Source organism: Microbacterium gallinarum (assembly GCF_014837165.1).
GTDB classification, from domain to species: Bacteria; Actinomycetota; Actinomycetes; order Actinomycetales; family Microbacteriaceae; genus Microbacterium; species Microbacterium gallinarum.
Genome location: NZ_JACSPM010000002.1, coordinates 151,811 through 172,552, shown reverse-complemented (window position 1 = coordinate 172,552; position 20,742 = coordinate 151,811). Strand labels below are relative to the sequence as shown.

The following is a 20,742-nucleotide window of genomic DNA, read 5'->3' as shown; positions in this document are numbered from 1 at the left end:
CGTCGGAACAAGTGTCGGAGGTTTCGAGGGGCGCTCATCGCCTGATCGCGAGGAGACCGCCCGCACCACAGAGCGCGGCCATCACGAGGGCCAGCGCCTGGTACGAACCCGCAGCGGCGGCGATCGTCGCGGACGCTCCCGGCGCCAGCGCGGTGAGGGCGATGACGGGCAGGGCGAGTACGCCGTTCACGCGTCCGTACTGGGCGTGGCCCCATCGGTCAGCGACGGCGGAGGCCTGCACCAGGGTGAGGGCGCCTCGCACCGCACCGGCGGCCGCTGCGGCGACGAACATCCAAATCGCGCCCTGCGCGGCGCCGAAGCCCGCCAGCGCGACCGCCCCCGTGAGCCCGACGGCGACCGGTGCCGCCCAGGGCGCCGCAGCATGCGGAAGGGCGAGATAGATGACGCGGCCGAGCACCGAACCGGCCCCGATGACGCCGAGGACCCACGCCGCCGCCTGGAGATCGAGGCCCTTCTCCATCGACGCGGGCACGGCGGAGAGCGTGACCGCGTACAAGGCGAACGACATCGTCGCGAAGGAGAGGCCGAGCAGCCAGAACCTCGCAGAGGACAGGACGCTGGTCGAGTCCTCGCGCGACCGCGTCTCCACGACGGGCTCCCATCCGGCCTCGATGGAGATCGCGTAGATCGGCACCACGACCAGGGCGATGAGCCCGGCGAGAATCGCGAAGGTGATGCGCCATCCGAACACGTCCAGGAGCGCTGCGGTCACCGGCGCGAAGATCGTCGACGCGAGGCCGCCGGCCAGCGTCACGATCGTCAGCGGTCCGCGCCGGGCGCCGCGGTACCGGTGCGTGATGACTGTGAAGGCGGCCTGGTAGAGCACGGCGGACTGCGCTGCTCCCACGAGGAGCCACGCGGCGGCGAAGACCAGGACGTTCTGCGCGGCTGCCGCGCAGAGGAGCGCGGCCCCGGAGGCGACGGCTCCCACGACCATCACGACCCGTGGCCGGGCATCGAGCAGGCGTCCGACGACCACGCCGCAGGCAGCGGAGGCCACCAGGCCGCCTGTCACCGCGAGGAAGATGCTCTGCTCATCCCATCCGGTGTCCTCGGCGATCGCGGGTGCCGCCACCAGGACTGCGTAGTAGAGAACGCCCCATACGACGACCTGAGCCGCGGCCAGCAGCGCGAGCGCGATACGCGGTCGCGACCCGGTGAGCATCAGGCCTCGACGGTGACGCGCGCACCCTCGATCGGGAACAGCGCGCGGACGGCGATCCAGCCCAGGGCCGCCCCGACGAACTGAGCGGCGATGAACGGCAGCGCTGACTCGGGCGAGATGCCGGCGAAGGTGTCGGTGAACATCCTGCCGATGGTGATCGCCGGGTTCGCGAAGCTCGACGATGACGTGAAGAAGTACGCCGCACCGATGTACGCGCCGACAGCGGGCGCGGCGAGGTGCGAGCGCCCGCTGCGCACCAGCGCGAAGATGACCACGACGAGCCCGGCTGTCGCCACCACCTCGCCGAGAAGGAGCGGCCATCCGGATCGCTCGGTGGTGCTCCAGGCGACGGCGGGCTCGGCGAACATCAGGTTGGCGAGGATGGCGCCGGCGATGCACCCGATCACCTGAGCGGGGAGGTAGACGGCCGCGATCGACCACTTCTCGCGGTGGAGGGTGATGTCGGCGAGGGTGACCACCGGGTTGAAATGCGCGCCCGAGACCGCCGCGAAGACGAGGATGAGGACCGTGAGGCCCAGGGCCGTGGCGAAGGCGTTCTCGAAGAGCTGCAATCCGGTGTCTCCGGGGGAGAGGCGCTGGGCGGCGATCCCCGAACCCACCACCACGGTCGTCAGGCCCGCGCTCCCGAGGAACTCTCCCGCTGCGGCGCGTGCGCTGCTCACGAGGTGACGAAGAGCTGCGACACGCGGTCGAGCGCTCCCGGCACGAGCGCGTAGTACGCCCAGGTGCCACGCTTGCTGCGAGTGAGGAACCCGGCCTCGCTGAGCACCTTGAGGTGGTGCGACACCGTTGGCTGGCTCAGCCCGACGGGGTCGATGAGATCGCAGACGCACGCCTCTGCACCCTCTGAAGCGGCGACGATCGACAGCAGCCGCAGGCGCGTCGGATCGGCGAGGGCCTTCATGGTGTGCGCCAGCCGCTCCGCGTCCTCCGGCGAGAGCGTCTCGCGCACGAGCGGCGTGCAGCAGGCGGCGGTCACATCGGTCACCTCGAGCGTGATCATGCATCGACAATACTCGATATTGACAGACATCGATAGATGGGTGCAGACTGCCATATCGAAAGTCATCGATATTACGGAGGCACCCCGTGACCCTGCTCGACCTCACCCCCCGCGTCGCCACGAGCGACCGCCTCTCGACCCTTCCTGTCGTCGTGATCGGAGCCGGCCCGATCGGCCTCGCCGCCGCTGCGCATCTCCTCGATCGCGGCATCGACGTCGTTGTCCTCGAAGCCGGCGACAGCGTCGGTGCCAGCATCCGCTCGTGGGGTCATACCCGACTGTTCTCGCCGTGGAAGCATCTGGTCGACCCCACCGCCCGCCGCATGCTCGAAGCATCCGGGTGGGAGCTTCGCGACCCCGAGCGAGCGCCAACGGGTGCCGAACTGGTCGAGTTCTACCTGGAGCCGCTTGCGGCCCTCGACCCGATGGCGTCCGTCATCCGCACCGACACCCGCGTCATCGGGGTGACCCGCGAAGGGATGGATCGCACACGTTCCCGGGCGCGCGCGGCTACGCCGTTCGCCCTTCGCGTCGCGACGGACAGCGGCATCGAGGAGCTCTCGGCACGGGCAGTGATCGACGCGTCCGGCACCTACTCGACGCCGAACTCACTCTCTTCGAACGGGCTCGGACTGCTGGGCTTCGAAGAGATCGCGGATGCCGTCACGCCGGCTCTCCCGGACGTGCTCGGTCGCGACGTGGCGCAGTTCGCCGGGCGGCACACCACGGTGGTCGGCGCAGGTCACTCAGCGGCGAACACACTGCTGGGGCTGGCCGAGCTCGCGCGCCAGGAGCCGGGCACCACCGTGACCTGGCTGATCCGCAACGCCCAGGCCGTGCGGGTGTCGTCCTCGCCCGACGACGAGCTCGCCGACCGCGCCAGGCTCGGCAGCCGCGTCGACCAGGCCGTCGCCGCGGGAACGGTCACGGTGATCGACGGGTTCGAGATCATTCGAGCGCGCCGGCGAGACGGTCATGTCGAACTGGTCGGGCATCGCCGGGGCGAGATCGTCACCCACGCCACCGACCTCGTCGTGAATGCCACCGGATTCCGCCCCGACCTCGACATGCTCCGCGAGATCCGCCTGGAACTGGACGACATCGTCGAAGCGCCCAAGCGCCTCGCACCGCTGATCGACCCGAACGTCCATTCCTGCGGCACCGTCGAGCCGCACGGCTTCCGCGAGCTCACGCATCCCGAGAACGGGTTCTTCATCGTCGGCATGAAGTCCTACGGACGCGCGCCCACTTTCCTCCTCGCGACGGGATACGAGCAGATCCGCTCGGTGGCCGCGTGGCTCGACGGCGACCTCGCCTCCGCGTCACAGGTCGAGCTCGTGCTGCCCGCGACCGGCGTGTGCTCCACCGACCTCGCCGGCGCAGCAGGAGGCTGCTGCTCGTGACCCGGATCCGGCCGATGGTTCCCGAGGACTGGACCGACGTCGAGCGGATCTACGCGCAAGGCATCGACGACGGAGAAGCGACATTCGAGACGACCACTCCTACGTGGGAGGTCTTCCATGCCGGCAAGCTCCCGTACGCGCGCCTGGTGGCGCTCGACGACGCCGGCCGGATCGTGGGCTGGGCAGCGGCGTCAGCGGTCTCGGGTCGGCCCGTCTATTCCGGGGTCGTCGAGCACTCGGTCTACATCGACCGCGATGCCCGTGGCGGCGGTATCGGGCGCGCTCTGCTTGACGCGTTCATCCAGGCGGCGGAGGACGCGGGTGTCTGGACGATCCAGTCCAGCGTCTTCCCCGAGAACGCGGCCAGCCTGCGCGTCCACGAAAAAGCGGGCTTCCGGGTCGTGGGGCGCCGCGAACGGATAGCGCGATCGGGCGTCGGGCCGCACGCGGGCCGGTGGCGCGACACGGTGGTGATCGAACGGCGCAGCGATCGCAACGGCGTGGACTGAATCAGCGGTCGATAGACTCCGATCTATGAGTCCGGAGGAGTCGCGCAGGATGGCAGCGCTGGCCGACCCGACCCGTGCGAAGATCCTCCGGCTCATTCGCGATTCTCAGGACGGCCGTCAGCTCGTCGGTCGGCTGGCCGAGGCTCTCGCCCTCCGGCAGCCCACCGTCAGTCATCACATGAAGGCTCTGCTCGCCGAAGGCGTCGTCGTCCGCGAACCCGACGGACGACGGGTCTGGTACTCGATCGCGCCCGACCAAGCCGCGCGCGTCGACGCGCTCCTCGGCAGCAGGCCCCGGGTGGGGCGACCCGACCTCGAGCGCATCGTCGCGGACCTCTCGACGCGCTACCGCGGGACCTTCAGCGCTGAGACGGTGCGTGCACAGGTCTCCGAGAGCTACGAACTCCTCGCGGGAGCCACCGATTCCCCTCTCGTCGCCTCTCGGACCGCCGCGTTCGCCGCCACTCGGCTCGACGCGTTGAGCCGAGTCGCAGGCGATCGCCCTGACCGGCCGGAGGTGTTGTTCGTCTGCGTGCAGAACGCCGGGCGCTCGCAACTGGCGGCGGGGATCCTCCGGCAGCTGGCCGGCGACCGGGTGACAGTCCGGACGGCGGGTTCCGCCCCCGGGCCCGAGGTCCGGTCGTCGATCGTCCACGCGCTCGACGAGATCGGCATCTCGATCGGCGGCGAGTTCCCGAAGCCCCTGACCGACGAGATGGTCCGCGCGGCGGATGTCGTCGTCACGATGGGCTGCGGCGACGCGTGCCCGGTCTATCCGGGCCGCCGCTACCTGGACTGGGATCTGGAAGACCCGGTCGGGAAGCCCGCGGCCGTCGTGCGCGGCATCCGGGACGACATCGAGCGACGCGTGCGCTCGCTCCTGGGCGAACTGCTGGCGACCTGACCGTTCATCTGACGTTCATTGTCGACAAATAGATCAGCATCTATGCTTTCTCCAGAGAGAAAGCGAGACCACGTGTCTGAGAAGCCCACCGTCCTGTTCGTCTGCGTCCACAACGCCGGCCGCTCACAGATGGCCGCCGGTTACCTGCGCGCGCTGGGAGGCGATCGCGTCGAGGTGCTGTCGGCAGGCTCAGCACCGAAGGACGAGATCAACCCCGTCGCTGTCGCGGCAATGGCCGAAGAGGGCATCGACATCGCCGGAAACTCGCCGAAGGTGCTGACTGTGGAGGCCGTGAGGGAGTCCGACGTCGTCATCACCATGGGCTGCGGCGACGCGTGCCCCATCTTCCCGGGCAAGCGCTACGAGGATTGGGAGCTCGACGATCCCGCCGGCCAGGGAATCGACGCGGTGCGCCCCATCCGCGACGACATCCGACGCCGGATCGAGACGCTGCTGACCGAGATCCTCCCGGATGGACGGGCGGCGTGAGCGCCCCGCGAGGGCAGGCTGCGCTGCTCTCGCCTGACTCGGTTCTCCACCGTGCCGCGGCGCGCCTCGCGCAGCGGTTCGCCGGCATGGTCGGGGAGGAGACCGTCGCACGCGTCGTCTTCGAGTCCTACGCCGCTCTCGGCCGGGCTGCAAAGGTTCAGACGCACCTTCCCGCTCTCACCGAGCGCTTCGCCGAAGATCGTCTCACCGCACTCGCGCAGTCCACGGGGCTCGTGGCCAAAGCGGTGCCTGAGATCCTGTACATCTGCGTGCACAACTCCGGCCGCTCGCAGATGGCGGCCGCTCTCACCCGGCATCTCTCCCACGGACGCGTGCACGTCCGCTCGGCGGGGTCACAGCCCACCGGCAACGGCATCCTCCCGTCGGTGATCACCGTCCTCGCGGAGATCGGCATCGACGTCGACAAGGAGTTTCCCAAGCCGCTCACCGACGACGTCGTGCGCGCGGCGGACGCCGTGGTCACGATGGGCTGCGGCGACGCGTGCCCGCTCTACCCCGGCAAGCGGTACGTGGATTGGGAGCTCGCCGACCCCGCGACGCTCGACCTCGACGGAGTGCGGCAGGTCCGGGACAGTATCCGCGACCGAGTCATCGACCTGTTGTCTGAGCTTGCGCCGGCGTCCTAGATCCAGGTCACAGCGAGCCTCAGCCGCGCCGCGCGCCTTTCGGCGGAGTCGCGATCCCCGTGTTGTCAAGGCGAAACAGTGGCGGAGGATAGGGGACTCCGTCGCTTCGCTCCTCCTCGAATCGCTCGGCCCGTCGATACGAGATCGCGCCGCCCCTCCGGGACGGCGCGGTTCTCATGGCGGAGGATAGGGGATTCGAACTCTCACTTCCTGAGGTGCGAATGGGCCGTTTTACCGCGTGATTCCGCGGTTTTCGCCAGGCCGCTCTCGTGGCACACCAGCATCCCCCTGCCTGAAGATGCAAGCAATTACGCGGGCTGATCTCAGTAAATGTGCCTTAACTGTGCCACGAACGGGTGCGGTGGGTCTCGAAATCACGCGAGTCCGCGTTGCTCATCGATACGCTCGGGGCATGACCGACCGGTGGCTCGACCTGCGCGCGTGGCGGGTCGACTCGCCAATCGTCCCAGGCCGACACCGACGATCACAATCCGCGCTCCGCGAGCGCGTGCGCTCTCGTCAGGAGCAGGAGCATTTCTGGGGTTAGCTGACGACGGTCGACAGTACTGGGTCAAGGTGCCGGGAAATCACCAGGGCAACCAAGTTCTCACCAACGAGGTCATCGTCGGTGAGGTCGGAGAGCTGCTCGGCGCCCCAGTGCGAGAGCGCGTTCTCGTCGTCGTGCCTCCAGCGGTGTGCGCGTGGGCGGACTTTCCGGTGAGAGGCGTGAGCGGCCCGTTGGTCGCTCACGCGTCGCACCACGTGACGGGAGCGGTCGACGACGATGAACTTCGCTACACGAAGCGAGACGACAACGCGCGTCGTCAAGCCGCGATGGCTGGGCTGTGGGATTTATGTGTAGGCGAAGATCCTCAATGGCTGTATGAAACTAGCGCCGCATACTCGGTGTGGTCATACGATCACGGACTGTGGTTTACCACCGGTGAAGGCGATTGGGACGAGACCATCCTGGAACGGTTGATCGACACCGACAGTACGATTCCGCGACTGCCTGCAGGTATCAATCTCGACCGGCTTGTGGAGGTCGCTGATGTCATCAATCAGCTGAGCCCCGAACAGCTTCTAACCGTCATGTCGGCGGTGCCGGTAGAATGGGGGACCGACGACAGGGACCTCGAAGCGATGGCGTGGTTTCTGTACTCCCGTCGCAGGCCGGTCGCTGAGCGCCTCCGGAAGCGAGCAGAGCCGACGTCGGGCGATCGAAGAACAGGGACCCCGACATGAACGCGGCATATCTTTACTGGCTAGTCCGGTATGTGCCTGATGTCGCGCGTGGCGAACGGGTTAATGTGGCCGTCGTCGTCGGACGGGACGGGGGAGATTGGGCCATTCGCGTCGCTCCTGATCTGCGGCGAGCCAGTCGATTGGGAGGCGATGCCAGCGCATTGCGCCCATGGCTCGAGCGGCTTGAGCGATCAATCCATGACTATGAACACCCGCCGCTCGATCTCTTCGCGACCCGCGATATCCGAGTGAGTCGGTCCTGGCTGGAGCTGCTTTCCCACCGGTTCAACAATGTGCTTCAGGTCAGTGCTGCCGCTCCGGTGGAGGCGCGTTCTGCGCGGGAAGGTGTCGACTTCCTGTATCCGGTGCTCGTTGCGACGCCGGCGCCGCTGCACCGCTCGCGTACGCGGGCGCGATTGGTGACAGACATGGCCGAGCTATTCGTTCGGACCGGGAACTTCGAGGTAGGAAGCACCCTCATTCGACGGCCTCCAGCGCGCGTCGGGCGTCAGCGAGGTCGATTCGACTTTGCGGTGGTCGATGGGGGCGTTGATCAGCTGTCGCATGCGTTCGCCTTCGATGTGCGCGACACGGATGCGCTCGAACAAGAAATGCAGTCTTGGAACTTCATCGTGAGCAGACTGCGACAAGACGGGGCGGCAATTGGCGCCGGCACTCATCCGCTTTCCGCAGATTCTGACGTAGCGATTGCTGTGGCATTCCAGGAGCCTGCGGGACGTCCCGACGCCCGTCGGGACGACGTTTTTGCCGCTGCGCTTGAGGCCTGGAGCGCGCTCGATGTACACGCCGTTCCAAGTTCACAGCTCGACGTGATCGCGCGCGAGGCTCGCGAGCTGGTTTCTGCCTAGTCGCGGCGATCACCCGCCACTTGGTTGTGCGCCGTCGAGTTCGGCGAGCTCATGTCGGATCTCGTCGATCGACCGTGGGGTGAACCGCCGTACCTGTAAGTCGAGAATTGCGCGCGCTTGCACTTCATCGAATCCAAACGCATCGGCGATGGCGGCGACAGCCGCCACGTCGTCCCCGCCGACGGCGCCACACACCGCGAGGACGTCGGCAGGGTGCTCTGCTGCAAACAGAATGGCGGTTAGTAGCCGCCGTCGGTCGCGCTGCTGTGTGTCCATCGCATCGCGACTCTATCGGCCATCGTCTTTTGATCGACACGATCTCGCCTCGGGGAGCGGACAGCCGGCTGACTATCCTGCACACGGTAGCCGTCGTTCGCGAGTTCGAAGAGCCCGTGGCGTAACACGCAGCGTTTTTCATCGTCGCGGACACTACATAGTGTGACCGACTCTGATGAGCAGGACTGGGCTCGCGCGGTAGCCGGCGAGGGTGAGGCGTTCGGACGCGTGTTCGACCGCCATCGCGAACGGATTCGGCGGCATGCGCGCGGCCTGGCGCCTTCCCCGAGTGAGGCGGAGGATGTCGTGTCTATAACGTTCCTCGAGGCTTGGCGTCGCCGCGACAGCATCCGATTCGTCGACGGCTCCATGCTCCCGTGGCTGCTGAGAACCGCGACCTACACCTGTCTGAATCTGGCGCGGTCTGAAAAGCGGTACCGCGCCGCGCTCGCTCGCATTCCTGCACAGGTATCATCCGTCGATCCTGCGGACCTCATCGGCGACGGCGACATGTTCCGTGCGATGCGTCGTCTTTCATTGCGCGACCAAGAGATCATCACGCTGTGCATCCTCGAGGACCTGTCCGCAGACGATGCCGCAAGGCTCCTCGGCGTGCGTGCATCCTCAGCGCGTGCTCGTTTGTCCCGCGCGCGGGCACGCCTAAGAGACGAGGCGCCTGACCTGCGTCCAATCGGACTCCGATCGGAAGGTGTGAACAATGCCTGATGCACTGACTACTCGAGACGAAGCGCAGCGACGGATGTTCGTCGCGCTCGCAGAATCGGCGCCGCTGGTTCGTCGACGCCCGCGTTCGATTGCTGGTCTCGCAGTCTTCGCCCTCGCCGGCGTACTGGCAGGTGCTGCTACATCGGCCGCAGTCGCGCTTTCAGACGACTCGCGAGCCGGGTCAGTCACGCACCTCCCCCCGTCGGTGGATCAAATCGCGGCGACTGTGCCGGGAGACACACAGCTTCTTGGTGATCCGTTCCTCGTCGAACACGCGATAGGTCCGATGACCCTTGAGGTTGGCACGGCGCCGGAGGGTGCAACTGAACTGTTCGTTGCCTTCCGATGCCTCGGTGCCGGTGTCGAGGTGATCAGCCTGAACGGAAGGGCGATCAGCACAAATTACTGCGAAGGCACCGGGGGTGGGTCGGGCGGCGGAGAGCCGATCACCGGGCAAGGGCCTCACCGCGTGAGTGTGTCGGGCTCAGGTAGCTACATGTTGTGGGTTTCGTGGTCCGCCCCGGTCGAGCCTCCCGCGGCTTCGCCTGAGCAGAGCGCTGCGGTAGCCGACGGTGACGTCACGGATGCGGAGTACCGGGCGGGCTTCGAGCGTTACGCGACCTGCATGGCAGACGGCGGACACCCTGTCGACGTCATCGATGCCACTCAGAGGGTGATCAGTTACGTCACGAGTGGAGCGTCCGTGCAGTCGGGAATTGAGGGGCGTTGCTACGCCCTCGAATTTGCGCTGATTGACGAAGCCTGGCAGAGCTCACGCCCGTAACTGCGTAGATGGCGCGTTGCCAAGCTGGTTCATACAAGGCGCTTCATCAGGGCTTGCCGGCTCAGCCGTGTGCGGGCGCTGAGCGCGTTCCAGCTGTGCCCCGAGTCGCGAAGCCGCGCGACGAGAAGATCTCGTTCGAGGAGCAACTTCAACTCTTCCCGATGGAGGCGGTCCAGCTCGCGGGACAGCGTGCTGAGCCGATCGAGCGCGCTGCGGTCCGTCCGCCATCGCAGCGCCAGACGGCTTTTCTCAGCGAGTCGACGTGCAGCCTCGATCTCCGCCTTCCGCTCGGCCTGGACGGCTTCAGCGTGTCGCGTCTCTGCGGCTTCTCGTTTGGCATTCCTGCGTCCGCGGACCATGTAACGAGGTTGTCACGCGGTTCCAGTCCGTTCAAGGCTTTCGGACTCGCCACTGCAAAGTGCCTACGTGCATTGCTGTTCGTATCATCCGTCGCCGTTTCTATCGCCCGCTCGTCCCATGGTGTCGGACCCGAGGACTTCGCGATGACAGTGGTACTCGGCGCGAAGGGATCCCTCGGCCCGCTACGCGCCGACGACAGTCATCCCAGATCCATAGGCGGGTACACTTCATCGCTTATCGTCGGACAATTCCGATACAACTCGTTGAGCGGCTCCGCTCCGTCGTCAGGAAGCATTTGCTCGGCGGCTAGCGCGAAGGGATCCCACGCGGAGCCGGTCGAATAGTAGTCGTCGAGCCAAACCTGCAGTGAGGGTGGGTGCGATAACGAGTAGCCCTGTTCTTGCACGCAGGCTGCGACCGTTTCGGTGAGGAACCGGTACTGTGCCTCGGCTCGCAAGCGCGGGAGTTGCATGTTGAAACGAGGGTCGAGCGGATACATCGCCTCGCACCGCGCGAGCGCCTCGTTCAGGGCACTCTCCTGGCCGGCCGGGGCAGGGTCGATGGATACTCCACCCTGATCGTTCGGCTGCACCGAGAACCCGGCCTCGCCGGCGCAGGCGGAGATCACCCGCGCGATCTCAGTGGCCGTCACGTAGCGAACGAACCGGGCTTCCACTGGATGGTCGAGACTGTAGATCTGCTCGAGATTCGTCAGTTTCGCGTCATACAGCCGTTCGACTTGCGCGGGCGTGACCTCCCAGTCGTCGGGAATTGCAGCCGCTGTTTCGCCCGGCTGTGGCGATTCGCCGTCGCTGCTGCACCCCGTGAGAAGTGCGATGGCGAGCAATGCCAGGCATGCAGTCTCGATGCCCGCATCTCTTAAGACCCGCACGAAACGCCACCCGGGCAGTAGCAGGAAGCGAAGTAGCCGATGGCGCCCGTCCGTTGGTAGGAGCCGCCGCAAGCGGCAGCCGCCACCAGAAGTCCCCTTCTGGTGGTCCCGGAGCCGTTCGATCGATTGCGCATGGGTTGCTCCTTTTCCTTGTCGGACGGCACTGGCCACATTTGCCATCTCCTCGCGGAAGATTGTGAGCGCTGCGACGAAAGGCCGTCAACTCGTCTCGAGGATCGGGCATAGATTGCCGGATTCTGCTCAGCCAGGAAGAGGCTCATCGCGTCCCGTCGGGTCAGCGGCCACTTGCAATTGGTTGCGTTGTAAGGATCCGGTGGCAGCGGCGACTTCCTGGTGAGGGCCTCCGATCGGGCTCCGCGAGAGGGAACCATGACCAATACCTCTGAACGCCTGGTTTCGGTCCGCCCGGCGGATGCGTCGTCTCCACTGAGCGCCCTCCTCATCGAAGCGACGCGGGTGATCGAGCATGACTACGCCGATCCCCAGCTCTCGCCCGACACGCTCGCCGGGCGACTGCATGTGTCGCGCCGACAGCTCTATCGGGCTTTCCGGACGTGCGGGGTCGGAGTCGCGCAGGCGATCGCCGAAGCCCGCATCAGCGCGGCGTGCTCATGGCTCGCAGAGGACTATCGGTTGCCGTTGCCCGAGGTCGCCCTCAGATCAGGTTTCTCCGATTGCGACTCCCTGAGGCGACACTTGCGGCGGCGGTTCCGATGCTCGCCGTCGCAGTTTCGCGCCAAGATGGCACGACTGATCGAGTCTGACTGCCGATCGTGATGGTACGGCAGAGTGAGGATGTAGGAGTGCGCCGAGGAAGTCGAACGGCAGGTCGAGGCATCCCGCCGCTGCACAGCTCGGGCCCAATGCCGTATCAAAAAAGCTCGCCTTGCTTGGCGTGCGCGACCACGGAGCGCAACAGTCGGAAACGAGGAGCACGATCGCCGCGGCACACAGGAGCCCGGAGGAGCGCCGCCGGGTTGCTCGCGGTGGCGATGGCTGTCGCGATTCTCGGATGTACCCCAGGCCCGCAACCAACGGGGACCGCATCCGCCTCGGATTCACCGCTGTCCACCGCGGAGAGCGGCTACGACCAGATGCTCGATGAACGATGGGCCCAAGTGATCGCCGTCTTTCCTAAACGCAGTGCGTCCCGACACGACGAAGGTGCGGGAGATTGAGCCGGAAGACTGGGCGTCGGTAATCGCCGGATGCCTGGACGAGCAGGGATTCCAGACCGTTGTTCGCGCAGACGGAGGGATCGAGAACCCTGGTGTTCCTGCGGCGCAGCAGGAGGCGTTGGCCGTGGCCCAATTCGTGTGCGGGGCGTCCTACCCCTTCCCGGAGAAGTACTCGCAGCCCCTCACGGAGGCCCAGCTCTCGCGACTCTACGAGTTCTGGGTCGTTGAGTCCGTGCCCTGCCTGCAGTCCTTCGGCCTGAACCCGCCGCTGGCGCCGACGCTCGCGGTGTTCTTGGAAACGTACGAGTCTCCAGACATGTGGGGTCCGTTCACCGTGCTCGGAACGCTCAGCGGCCCCAGATATGACGAAGTGTCCGTTGCCTGCCCGCAGTCGCCCGATGATCTGAGGGATTGAGTCTGGTGCTGACGGCAGTGATCTCCGTGCCAGCGTTCGCTTACTCTCGGTTCATGGCGTCCAGGCATTCGTTCCACCACCGACGCCCGGAACGTGATGAGAGCGATGGTGCACATGTCTGAAGCGCCCGCAACCGCAGATGAGACCGCGCCCGCCACCAGAGGGCGTCGCCGGTGGTGGCCAATGGTCATCGCGATTGTGCTCGCGGCAGTCGTGGTGGGAGCAGCCGGGTGGGCCGCGGCAACGGTGCTGCGGCCCGCCGACGACCCGCTCGAGGCCACCGACTTCACGTACGTCAGGGTCGAGCCGGGAACTGTGGGGTCGAGCATCAACCTGAACACCGTCGCAGAGTGGACACCAACGCCGGTCGGAACTAACCAGGCCGCAGGAGTGGTCACCGGAGTCGCGGTGCAGCCCGGCGATGAGGTGTCGCAGGGCTCGGTCCTCTACACCGTGGATCTTCGCGCGGTCGTCGTTGCGGAGGGAGAGGTGCCGGCGTTCCGGGCGATCGGGCTCGATGCGCAGGGCGCTGATGTCGCTCAGTTGCAGGGGATGCTGCAGTCCTTGGGTCTATACGCGGGTGCCCCGGACGGCAAGGCGGGAGCGGGAACCGTGCAGGCGATCAAGGCCTGGCAGAAGTCGCTGGGTGTGCCGCAGACCGGCATCGCCGAGCTCGGCGACGTGATCTTCGTGCCGTCGTTGCCCACGCGGGTCTCACTCGACTCGAAGGTGATCGCGCGAGGAAAGAGCGTGTCGGGCGGCGAAGAGGTTCTTCTCGGGCTCCCCTCCGCACCCACGTTCATCTTGCCCGTCACTGAAGTTCAAGCAGGGATGATCCCGACAGGCACCCAAGTACAGGTCACCTCTCCCGACGGGTCGGTCTGGGAAGCCGTGTCAACCGACCAGGTGGCCGACGCCGAGACGCAGACGATCACGGTGGGGCTCGCGGGTCCCGACGGCGGAGTGATCTGCGGCGACTCGTGCGGGCTCGTTCCGGTGACGGGCGAGGCGTTGCTGTCGTCCGTCATCGTCACGGTCCCCACCGCCGACGGGCTCGTCGTCCCCTCGGCGGCGCTGGTGACGGACGCCGCGGGCCAGGTCGCCGTGGTCGACGAAGCCGGCGCACGCTTGCCTGTGACGGTGGTCACCTCGGCCAGAGGCATGTCGGTCGTCGAGGGCGTCGAGGAAGGTACTCGCGTGCGCGTCCCGGCGGTCGAAGGCGGCGCGGGGTGAGTGGAGTCGCCGACGAGCGTTTCGTCTCGCTGCGCTCGTTCGACGGCCGGGCGGAGACGCTTGCGGAGTGGGCCGGGGATCGAGGCGCTCCGAGGCTGGAGGCGCGCGATGTCGTGTTCGAGTACATCCCCGGCACGCGCGTGCTCGATGGCTGGTCGGCGGAGTTCCCGGCGGGATCGATGACCGCGCTGACCGGGCCGTCCGGGCGAGGCAAGTCGACGCTGCTCTATCTGCTCGGTCTGATGTTGCATCCCGCCTCGGGGGAGATCCTGGTCGACGGCGATTCCGTGGCCGGGATGCGCGACGCCCAACGCGCGCGACTGCGAGCGAGCCGCTTCGGGTTCGTGTTTCAAGACGCCGCACTCGACCAGACCCGCACGGTGATCGACAACGTGACCGAGACCGCGCTGTACCGCGGCGAGGCTAAGCGCGACGCGCGAGCCCGGGCTCGCGAGCTCCTCGACCGGTTCGGCGTCGACGTGCCGCCCGACCGCAAACCCGGCCAGGTGTCCGGCGGACAGGCGCAGCGCATCGCACTCTGCCGAGCGTTGCTGAATGCTCCCGCCGTGCTGCTTGCAGACGAACCCACGGGAAACCTCGACCCCGCGACATCCGTTCTCGTCGTCGAAGCGATGCGCGACCATGCCCGCACCGGCGCCGCCGTGATCGTCGTCACCCACTCGCCCGAGGTCGCCGCTGCGTGCGACGCAGAGATCCGACTGTGACGCGCCCCGGTGAGCTGATCCGGGAGGCGATCGCGACCGCCAGGTCGCAGCCGGTCGCCTCGGCACTCACTGTGCTGATGGTCGCGGGCATGATCCTCGCCGTCATGCTCACCACCGGCCGCACCGTCGGCGCCGAACAGGAGGTGCTCGGCTCGATCGACTCGGCCGGCACCCGATCGATCACTATCCGCGCCGAAGAGGCCGCAGGCGTCACGAGCGACGTCCTCGAGCGGATCGCGCACATCGACGGCATCGAATGGGCGGGAGCGTTCTCCACCGCGATCGACGCGACCAACACCCTCATCGACGACGGCACCCGCGTCCCAGTGCGCTTCGCGTATGGCACCGACTTCGAGCGGCTCGGTGTCCCCGCGGACTCGCCGCTGCCGGGCGAGCTCGCCTACGCCGCGCCGGCCGCCCTGGACCAGCTCGGACTCGCCGACGACACCGGCGCGCTCATCCTCACCACCGGCGCAGACTTCGCCGTGGCCGGCGCGCTGGACAGCCCCGACTTCCTCGCGGCATTGCAGCCGCTCACACTCGTTCCCCGCCCGGACGCGACCGGCGACGAGCCCGTCGGCGTACTCGTCGTGATCGCCGAGCGTCCAGACCTCGTCGCCCCCGTCAGCGATGCCGTGCTCTCCGTGCTCGCCCCCGCCGACCCGAGCAAGATCACAGTCGAGACCAGCGAAGCCCTCGCCCAGCTGCGTGCCCTCATCCAGGGTCAGCTCGGCAGCTTCTCGCGGGGCCTGGTGCTCGGACTCCTCGCCCTCACGGGAGCCCTCGTGGCGGTCCTGCTCTACGGCCTCGTGATGATGCGCCGCAAGGACTACGGCCGCCGCCGCGCGCTCGGTGCCACCCGCGGACTGATCGTCGCCCTCCTCGTAACTCAGACCGCGGTTCTCGCCCTGGCGGGTATCACCGTCGGCACGGCCGCGAGCGCAATCATCCTCTTCGCCTCGGGCGACCCGCTCCCCGGTGTCGCGTTCACCGCCGCCCTCGCCGTACTCGCCCTGTGCACCGCCCTGGTCGCGGCGCTCATCCCGGCGATCGTCGCGAGCCGACGCGAACCCATCCGCGAGCTGCGCGTGCCATAGCAGCGCCACGGGTCCTCGATGTCCAACCGAGGCCTGAGTTGAGGCGGCTGCCCCGCGGCCAGACCCATGCTTGACAACCGCGCAGCGCCGATCTGCACGCGTTGGTTGCTGCCGGTTCTGTGAAGCCCTGTTGTAAGGAATCCCAGGCTTGAAGCGACTACCGATTGACGACGCGTGGCCGCCAGCACCCGAAGGAGTGCGCAATGCGCGTCTCGGCTTACCACTCAATCAGCTCCACGGACCCCGATGTTCACCACGTCCACGATGATTGCCCGAGCGGCCAGCAGATCCCAGACCGCAACAAGCGGTCGATGAACAACTGGCCGCTGTGCAAGCACTGTCGAGACATATGACCCAGCAACTGCGTGTGAGCCGGCAGCGTCTTCCACTGCCAGCCCAACGGGTCGCCGCCGGATCTGGAAGAGCGATGCCTCCCCTAATGTTGCCGCCGGAGCCACTTCCTTACGACGTGTGGATAAGCGGCGGGCGCGTCGATGCACGCGGCTACTGTGGTCGGACCGACCCTCGCTGCACGTCCGGAGCAACTGTGAACAGGAAGACACCTTTCGAGGAGCACCTGTTCCGAGACGCAGTGTTTCGTGAACTGTTTGCATCTCACTTTTCACGGGTCGTCCGGTATGTAGAGGGGCAGACCTCCAATCGTGCCGTAGCCGAGGACATCGCGGCCGAGGTGTTTCGTGTGGCCTGGCAGAAGCTCGACCCAGAGGAGCCCTTCGGGCTCCCGTGGCTCATTCGGACCGCGATGCACAAGACCCGGGACTTTCAGCGGCGGGAGTACCGCGGTGCACGGGTGATGGCCACCTTGTCGTTGCTGGCCGCGGTGTCTGGGACGGGCGTCAGTGACCTCGACCGCCTGGCCCTATACGACGCGATGGCGAAGCTGAGCGAGAAGGACCTTCAGATTGTTCGACTCACGTACTGGGACGGCTTGACCGCCGGAGAAGTGGCCCTGGTCCTGAGGATGAAGGAAGGCGCCATCTGGACGAGGCTGCACCGAGCGCGGGCGCAACTTCGGGCAGCTCTCTCCGAGCCGGTGAAGGCAGGCAGCCATGAATGATGATGAACTCGAGCGCCTCCTTCGAGGGAGCAGTCCAGCGAGCACGCCAACGGATGTGGGGTTGAGCGCAACTCATCGCGCGATCCTCGAACGCATCGTCGCTGAGCCAGTCGGGCGAATGCTCTCGCCTGCCCGGCTCACGCTCATGGTCACGGCACCGCTCGCAGCGGTGCTGGCCATCTTTGTCGTCGTCATATCCGTCTTCCAGCCATTCGCCCCAGCGCCCGCCGCCGCGTTCGGGCCGCCGCCGCTCGAATACCAGCCCACAAGCGGCAGCGCAGAGGAGGCGATTCACTTGGCCCAGGGACGCCTTGAACAGCAGACGAGTGTCACCGAACCACTGCGGCAGGCCGTAAGCACTGCATGGAATCTGACGATCGCGGAGGACGGGCAAGCCGACCGCACGGTGGTCATTTCGCCTTCGGTGACCGAGCTCGAATGGGCAGAAGACCTGTCCGGTTGGTTGAAGGTCGTTGCCGGCGAGCCATTTTTCGCAGACGGCAGCGATGTCGCCGTCGTCGCCACCGACGAGGCGATCGAGGCTGGAACGGTCCTCGACGAGCGCACGTTCGCGCCTGGCGAGTTCCCCGCGCAGATTCCGGACGCCGCCAGCCTCGAACCGGCCGCTCTCGACGACTTGCTCGCCGCGTTCGCGCCCGACAGGTCACTCGCCGGCGATGCGTTTCTCGCAATGCATGCGGTTCTGAACGAGTGGACGCTGACGAACGCCCAGCACTCTGCTCTGCTCCGTGGTCTGTCCGAGTACGACGACATCACAATCCTCGGAACTACTATCGACCGTGCTGGCAGGGAAGTGGTCGGGTTGGAGGCGCCGACGAGCCGACTTGGGCAGGCTGCTGTGCTCCTCGTCTCAGCCTCGACTGGACGCATCGTTGGACTCGAGAACAGCGTCACGTCAGACGACAACTCCCTCGAGGTGCCAGAAGGCACAGTTGTTTCCTACACCCTGTGGAAGGACGAAGAATGAAACGCACCCGGCCCCGTCGGCGCCCTCACGACGGCGCTAGGCCTCCTGTGCGTGACGGTCGTCACTGGTCGAACACGAAGCCACGACGCCTCATCTTCACCGCGGTCATCGGAGCCTTCGGTATTCTCCTGGTGGCCTGCCAGGTACTGGACGGGGGTCTCCTTTCCGTGGAGAGATCCGGAAGCATCACCTTCCTGCGCGCTGAAGGTAAGAGCGACTCGCCTGATATCTACTATGAAGGCACTGTGACAATCGGGCAGGGCGACTGTCTCTATGTCGAGTTCCCGGATGAGACGCAGAAACTGGTCATTCTCGACGACGACACGGTAGTCACGGACGAGGGCCTCGTCACGCCAGACGGCTTTGAAGTTGCCTTTGGTGACGAGGTCAAGCTTGCCCGTACGAATGCGGCCTACTACGACATGGACGTCGAGGGCATCGAGGCCTGCGACGACAGCGGGCGAGCGGGTGTCGCCTTCATCGGGGACCCTGGATGATTCCGGCGCTGTGTAATCAGGCTTCGACGCCGAAGATCCGCAGCAACGCTGCCCGAGGGATCATCCGGCGTGGGCCGAGCTGGACGCTGGGAATGGTCCCTCGGTCGACGCCGGCTTTGATGGTGCGATAGTCGACGCCGACGAGGGTCGCAGCATCCTTGAATGTGAGTGCGAGCGAAGTATCTGACCGGTTCATCTTCCTGTCCAATCGCTGAGCCACGGATGTCAGCACGCGCCCACATCGTAGCACGCGGCTGAGCCATACGTGTCATGAATGTGTCATGACATACCTTGTCCATCGTTTGGCCGCCTGAGATACTGCCTTCATGGTGAAGCTCACGACAGCCGACATCTCTAACGACCGGGTCGAGGTGGGCAACGGTGTCAGCATTCCGCGAGCGTGGACCGCGATCCTCACGGGGGAGCCTGACGTCCCTGGCGCGATTCGTGTTGAGGTGACCTTCGATCGCCGCCTCGGGCGGAGCGCCGCCGCGCTGGTCAGTGTCCAGCGAAAGGCGGAGGGCGACGAAGTCACGAGCCTCACTCTTCGCGAAGTGCGCGTACAAGCCGCCGTGCAGGCGACCGGCTTGATGGTTTCCACAGTCTTGGCCGGCACGGACCACCCCGAGTCAGGTGCGGCGTACCTTAAGCGCATGCGCGACCGGAAAGAGCGGACGACGGAAGAGACCATCGCCGACGCGGCGACCATCTACCGTCTCGCGGCGGCGGTGAGCATGGCGCCGTTGAAGACTGTCGCCGACAATTTGAGCGTGAGCCAGAGCACCGCGACTCGGCTTATGAATCGCGCGCGCGTCGATGGGCTCGCGGAAGGCATCAGGCTGCCGAGGGCTGATGCCACTGGACCGGTCGTCGGCGCACCGGGGCCGACGGGGCCGTCGATCAGCTGAGGAGAAGCATCATGGCTCGACGGGTGAACCACGAGGGCACACTCTCGCCGTACACGACGCCCTCGGGTGAGATCCGGTACCGGATCGCTTACTGGATCGTCCGCCCGGACGGCGAGTACGTGCGCCGCTTCCGTCGTGGCTTTGAAACCGAGCGGCTGGCGCGCGAGACGCTGGCTGACCTCCAGGTCGACATCCGCCGGGGTGCTCATGTCGAGGAGACTCGCGAGACGCTGAACGCCTACTCGGCGAAGTATTTCGACGGGCTGCGGGTGCGTCCGACGACGCTCGCCGGCTACCGCAAGCACTACCGCGTCCATGTCGAGAGCTCGTCGCTAGGGCGCACGCCGCTGAGCGACATCTCGAAAGATCAGCTCAACCGGTTCTATCGGCAGCTTGAGCGCGACGGGCGAAAGGACCGCGGACACATCGGTGAGCCGCTGGGGCCGGCGACCATCCGGCACATTCACGTGCTGCTGTCGCAGATCCTGCAGCACGCACTCGAGGATGGTCTCATCCGGCTGAATCCCGCCAAGCGGGCATCGCCTCCCACCAAGATCGACGCGGCGCCGCCCGAGATGATGACCTGGTCGGCCGAGGATGCGCGACTCTTCCTCGAGTGGTCCAAGTCCACTGGCGACTACCTCTGGCTGGCGTGGCTGACGCTGCTCGGCACCGGCATGCGCCGCGGCGAGATCCTTGGCGTGCGATGGAAGGACGTCGACCTCGAGAACAACGTGATCACGATCGCGCGCGCGATGTCGTACGTGAAGGAAGCCGGCAAGAAGCCGGTCATCGACTTCCGCCAGACCAAGAGCGGCCGTGTGCGGAACGTCGACATCGACGCTCGGCTGGCGCACGCGCTGCGGACGAAGCGGGATCTGCTGCGGGCGGTCGCGCCCGACCTTGCGCGTGGCGAGCAGTTGATTTTCTGTAACCGATTCGGCCGGCCGCACAACCCGACGCAGTTCTCGCGGCAGTGGCGCGAGCGGGTGAACAAGGCCGCGGACGCGCATCCCGATCTCGACCGGCTCCACCTCCATGAGCTCCGGCACACCCATGCGACGCTGCTTCTGCGCGCCGGTGTCCACCCGAAGATCGTCTCCGAGCGCCTCGGGCACGCCGACATCCAAACGACCCTCAACACGTACTCGCATGCGGTGCGCACTCTGCAGCGCGGCGCCGCGGATCTCGTGGGGGAGCTGCTGGCTCCCGTCCGGGCCGACGCGCTCACGACGAGTTAGTCCGGAACTCTCAGACACGGCGCTTCTCCGATCTCAGCGAATCAGCG

Annotated in this window: 26 protein-coding genes; 19 read left to right on the top strand and 7 right to left on the bottom strand. The window is 66.6% G+C overall.

The window, feature by feature from the left end; translation table 11 throughout:
* Positions 1-34: 34 nt before the first annotated feature.
* Genes H9622_RS07695 through H9622_RS07685 form a run of 3 tightly spaced genes read right to left on the bottom strand, consistent with a single transcriptional unit; the run spans position 35 to position 2,210 of the window.
* Positions 35-1,186: an MFS transporter gene (locus tag H9622_RS07695; protein WP_191765810.1), complete on the bottom strand. Its 1,152-nt coding sequence runs from the start codon at positions 1,184-1,186 to the stop codon at positions 35-37.
* Complete coding sequence (locus H9622_RS07690; protein ID WP_191765809.1) at positions 1,186-1,869, bottom strand: aquaporin; 684 nt, start codon at positions 1,867-1,869, stop codon at positions 1,186-1,188. Before H9622_RS07690 ends, H9622_RS07695 begins: the two co-directional genes overlap by 1 nt.
* The gene (locus tag H9622_RS07685; protein WP_191765808.1) at positions 1,866-2,210 is read right to left on the bottom strand and encodes an ArsR/SmtB family transcription factor; all 345 of its coding nucleotides are present in this window, start codon (positions 2,208-2,210) and stop codon (positions 1,866-1,868) included. The genes H9622_RS07690 and H9622_RS07685 overlap by 4 nt, the downstream gene beginning before the upstream one ends.
* Positions 2,211-2,296: 86 nt before the next feature.
* Here H9622_RS07685 and H9622_RS07680 point away from each other — a divergent pair, with 86 nt between their 5' ends.
* The 7 genes from H9622_RS07680 to H9622_RS07650 all read left to right on the top strand — a co-directional run bounded on the left by H9622_RS07680 (position 2,297) and on the right by H9622_RS07650 (position 8,276).
* On the top strand, positions 2,297-3,613 hold the full coding sequence (locus H9622_RS07680) for an FAD-dependent oxidoreductase (protein WP_191765807.1): 1,317 nt from the start codon (positions 2,297-2,299) through the stop codon (positions 3,611-3,613).
* A gap of 14 nt (positions 3,614-3,627) precedes the next feature.
* A complete protein-coding gene (locus tag H9622_RS07675; RefSeq protein WP_191766130.1) occupies positions 3,628-4,122 on the top strand; it encodes a GNAT family N-acetyltransferase in 495 nt (164 codons plus the stop codon).
* A gap of 25 nt (positions 4,123-4,147) precedes the next feature.
* Positions 4,148-5,026, top strand: a complete 879-nt coding sequence (locus H9622_RS07670) for a metalloregulator ArsR/SmtB family transcription factor (RefSeq protein ID WP_225221825.1) — start codon at positions 4,148-4,150, stop codon at positions 5,024-5,026.
* A 72-nt stretch (positions 5,027-5,098) separates the two neighbouring features.
* A complete protein-coding gene (locus H9622_RS07665; RefSeq protein WP_318247065.1) occupies positions 5,099-5,515 on the top strand; it encodes an arsenate reductase ArsC in 417 nt (138 codons plus the stop codon).
* Positions 5,512-6,162, top strand: a complete 651-nt coding sequence (locus tag H9622_RS07660; protein WP_318247064.1) for an arsenate reductase ArsC — start codon at positions 5,512-5,514, stop codon at positions 6,160-6,162. Before H9622_RS07665 ends, H9622_RS07660 begins: the two co-directional genes overlap by 4 nt.
* A gap of 576 nt (positions 6,163-6,738) precedes the next feature.
* Positions 6,739-7,407, top strand: coding sequence for a hypothetical protein (locus tag H9622_RS07655; RefSeq protein ID WP_191765805.1), 669 nt, complete (start codon positions 6,739-6,741; stop codon positions 7,405-7,407).
* Positions 7,404-8,276 (top strand): DUF3037 domain-containing protein, encoded by an 873-nt coding sequence (locus H9622_RS07650; protein WP_191765804.1) that lies wholly within the window; start codon positions 7,404-7,406, stop codon positions 8,274-8,276. The genes H9622_RS07655 and H9622_RS07650 overlap by 4 nt, the downstream gene beginning before the upstream one ends.
* 9 nt (positions 8,277-8,285) lie before the next feature.
* Here H9622_RS07650 and H9622_RS07645 read toward each other — a convergent pair whose 3' ends face one another.
* Positions 8,286-8,552, bottom strand: a complete 267-nt coding sequence (locus H9622_RS07645; protein WP_191765803.1) for a hypothetical protein — start codon at positions 8,550-8,552, stop codon at positions 8,286-8,288.
* 162 nt (positions 8,553-8,714) lie between these two features.
* Here H9622_RS07645 and H9622_RS07640 point away from each other — a divergent pair, with 162 nt between their 5' ends.
* Positions 8,715-9,278: an RNA polymerase sigma factor gene (locus tag H9622_RS07640; protein WP_191765802.1), complete on the top strand. Its 564-nt coding sequence runs from the start codon at positions 8,715-8,717 to the stop codon at positions 9,276-9,278.
* A complete protein-coding gene (locus tag H9622_RS07635; protein ID WP_191765801.1) occupies positions 9,271-10,062 on the top strand; it encodes a hypothetical protein in 792 nt (263 codons plus the stop codon). Before H9622_RS07640 ends, H9622_RS07635 begins: the two co-directional genes overlap by 8 nt.
* A 29-nt stretch (positions 10,063-10,091) precedes the next feature.
* Here H9622_RS07635 and H9622_RS07630 read toward each other — a convergent pair whose 3' ends face one another.
* The gene (locus H9622_RS07630; RefSeq protein WP_191765800.1) at positions 10,092-10,421 is read right to left on the bottom strand and encodes a hypothetical protein; all 330 of its coding nucleotides are present in this window, start codon (positions 10,419-10,421) and stop codon (positions 10,092-10,094) included.
* Between the two features lie 200 nt (positions 10,422-10,621).
* Positions 10,622-11,485 (bottom strand): hypothetical protein, encoded by an 864-nt coding sequence (locus H9622_RS07625; RefSeq protein WP_191765799.1) that lies wholly within the window; start codon positions 11,483-11,485, stop codon positions 10,622-10,624.
* 219 nt (positions 11,486-11,704) lie between these two features.
* Here H9622_RS07625 and H9622_RS07620 point away from each other — a divergent pair, with 219 nt between their 5' ends.
* From H9622_RS07620 to H9622_RS07585, 8 genes are all read left to right on the top strand, one after another.
* On the top strand, positions 11,705-12,112 hold the full coding sequence (locus tag H9622_RS07620) for a helix-turn-helix domain-containing protein (RefSeq protein ID WP_191765798.1): 408 nt from the start codon (positions 11,705-11,707) through the stop codon (positions 12,110-12,112).
* A gap of 366 nt (positions 12,113-12,478) precedes the next feature.
* Positions 12,479-12,928 carry a nitrogenase component 1 family protein gene (locus tag H9622_RS07615; protein WP_191765797.1) on the top strand — a complete coding sequence of 150 codons (450 nt, stop codon included), beginning with the start codon at positions 12,479-12,481 and terminating at the stop codon, positions 12,926-12,928.
* Between the two features lie 183 nt (positions 12,929-13,111).
* Entirely contained in the window at positions 13,112-14,161 is a 1,050-nt protein-coding gene (locus H9622_RS07610) for a peptidoglycan-binding domain-containing protein (RefSeq protein ID WP_191765796.1), read from the top strand.
* A complete protein-coding gene (locus tag H9622_RS07605; RefSeq protein WP_318247063.1) occupies positions 14,158-14,886 on the top strand; it encodes an ABC transporter ATP-binding protein in 729 nt (242 codons plus the stop codon). Before H9622_RS07610 ends, H9622_RS07605 begins: the two co-directional genes overlap by 4 nt.
* A complete protein-coding gene (locus H9622_RS07600; RefSeq protein ID WP_318247062.1) occupies positions 14,883-15,983 on the top strand; it encodes an ABC transporter permease in 1,101 nt (366 codons plus the stop codon). The genes H9622_RS07605 and H9622_RS07600 overlap by 4 nt, the downstream gene beginning before the upstream one ends.
* Positions 15,984-16,530: 547 nt before the next feature.
* Complete coding sequence (locus H9622_RS07595; protein ID WP_191765795.1) at positions 16,531-17,061, top strand: RNA polymerase sigma factor; 531 nt, start codon at positions 16,531-16,533, stop codon at positions 17,059-17,061.
* Positions 17,054-18,049, top strand: coding sequence for a hypothetical protein (locus H9622_RS07590; protein ID WP_191765794.1), 996 nt, complete (start codon positions 17,054-17,056; stop codon positions 18,047-18,049). The genes H9622_RS07595 and H9622_RS07590 overlap by 8 nt, the downstream gene beginning before the upstream one ends.
* 47 nt (positions 18,050-18,096) lie before the next feature.
* Positions 18,097-18,546 carry a hypothetical protein gene (locus H9622_RS07585; RefSeq protein ID WP_191765793.1) on the top strand — a complete coding sequence of 150 codons (450 nt, stop codon included), beginning with the start codon at positions 18,097-18,099 and terminating at the stop codon, positions 18,544-18,546.
* Between the two features lie 16 nt (positions 18,547-18,562).
* On the opposite strand, the gene H9622_RS07580 is transcribed toward H9622_RS07585, so the two are convergent.
* Entirely contained in the window at positions 18,563-18,778 is a 216-nt protein-coding gene (locus H9622_RS07580; RefSeq protein ID WP_318247061.1) for a helix-turn-helix domain-containing protein, read from the bottom strand.
* A gap of 94 nt (positions 18,779-18,872) precedes the next feature.
* Here H9622_RS07580 and H9622_RS07575 point away from each other — a divergent pair, with 94 nt between their 5' ends.
* Positions 18,873-19,454 (top strand): helix-turn-helix domain-containing protein, encoded by a 582-nt coding sequence (locus tag H9622_RS07575; protein ID WP_191765792.1) that lies wholly within the window; start codon positions 18,873-18,875, stop codon positions 19,452-19,454.
* An 11-nt stretch (positions 19,455-19,465) separates the two neighbouring features.
* Positions 19,466-20,695, top strand: coding sequence for a site-specific integrase (locus H9622_RS07570; protein WP_191765791.1), 1,230 nt, complete (start codon positions 19,466-19,468; stop codon positions 20,693-20,695).
* Positions 20,696-20,742: the final 47 nt, after the last annotated feature.

Bases quoted from the DNA above. Each gene is read 5' to 3' on its own strand.
- H9622_RS07685 (WP_191765808.1), bottom strand. From the start codon at position 2,210: ATGATCACGCTCGAGGTGACCGATGTGACCGCCGCCTGCTGCACGCCG.
- H9622_RS07570 (WP_191765791.1), top strand. From the start codon at position 19,466: ATGGCTCGACGGGTGAACCACGAGGGCACACTCTCGCCGTACACGACG.
- H9622_RS07675 (WP_191766130.1), top strand. From the start codon at position 3,628: ATGGTTCCCGAGGACTGGACCGACGTCGAGCGGATCTACGCGCAAGGC.
- H9622_RS07630 (WP_191765800.1), bottom strand. From the start codon at position 10,421: ATGGTCCGCGGACGCAGGAATGCCAAACGAGAAGCCGCAGAGACGCGA.
- H9622_RS07670 (WP_225221825.1), top strand. From the start codon at position 4,148: ATGAGTCCGGAGGAGTCGCGCAGGATGGCAGCGCTGGCCGACCCGACC.
- H9622_RS07610 (WP_191765796.1), top strand. From the start codon at position 13,112: ATGGTCATCGCGATTGTGCTCGCGGCAGTCGTGGTGGGAGCAGCCGGG.
- H9622_RS07635 (WP_191765801.1), top strand. From the start codon at position 9,271: ATGCCTGATGCACTGACTACTCGAGACGAAGCGCAGCGACGGATGTTC.
- H9622_RS07620 (WP_191765798.1), top strand. From the start codon at position 11,705: ATGACCAATACCTCTGAACGCCTGGTTTCGGTCCGCCCGGCGGATGCG.
- H9622_RS07575 (WP_191765792.1), top strand. From the start codon at position 18,873: ATGGTGAAGCTCACGACAGCCGACATCTCTAACGACCGGGTCGAGGTG.
- H9622_RS07645 (WP_191765803.1), bottom strand. From the start codon at position 8,552: ATGGACACACAGCAGCGCGACCGACGGCGGCTACTAACCGCCATTCTG.
- H9622_RS07590 (WP_191765794.1), top strand. From the start codon at position 17,054: ATGAATGATGATGAACTCGAGCGCCTCCTTCGAGGGAGCAGTCCAGCG.
- H9622_RS07650 (WP_191765804.1), top strand. From the start codon at position 7,404: ATGAACGCGGCATATCTTTACTGGCTAGTCCGGTATGTGCCTGATGTC.
- H9622_RS07695 (WP_191765810.1), bottom strand. From the start codon at position 1,186: ATGCTCACCGGGTCGCGACCGCGTATCGCGCTCGCGCTGCTGGCCGCG.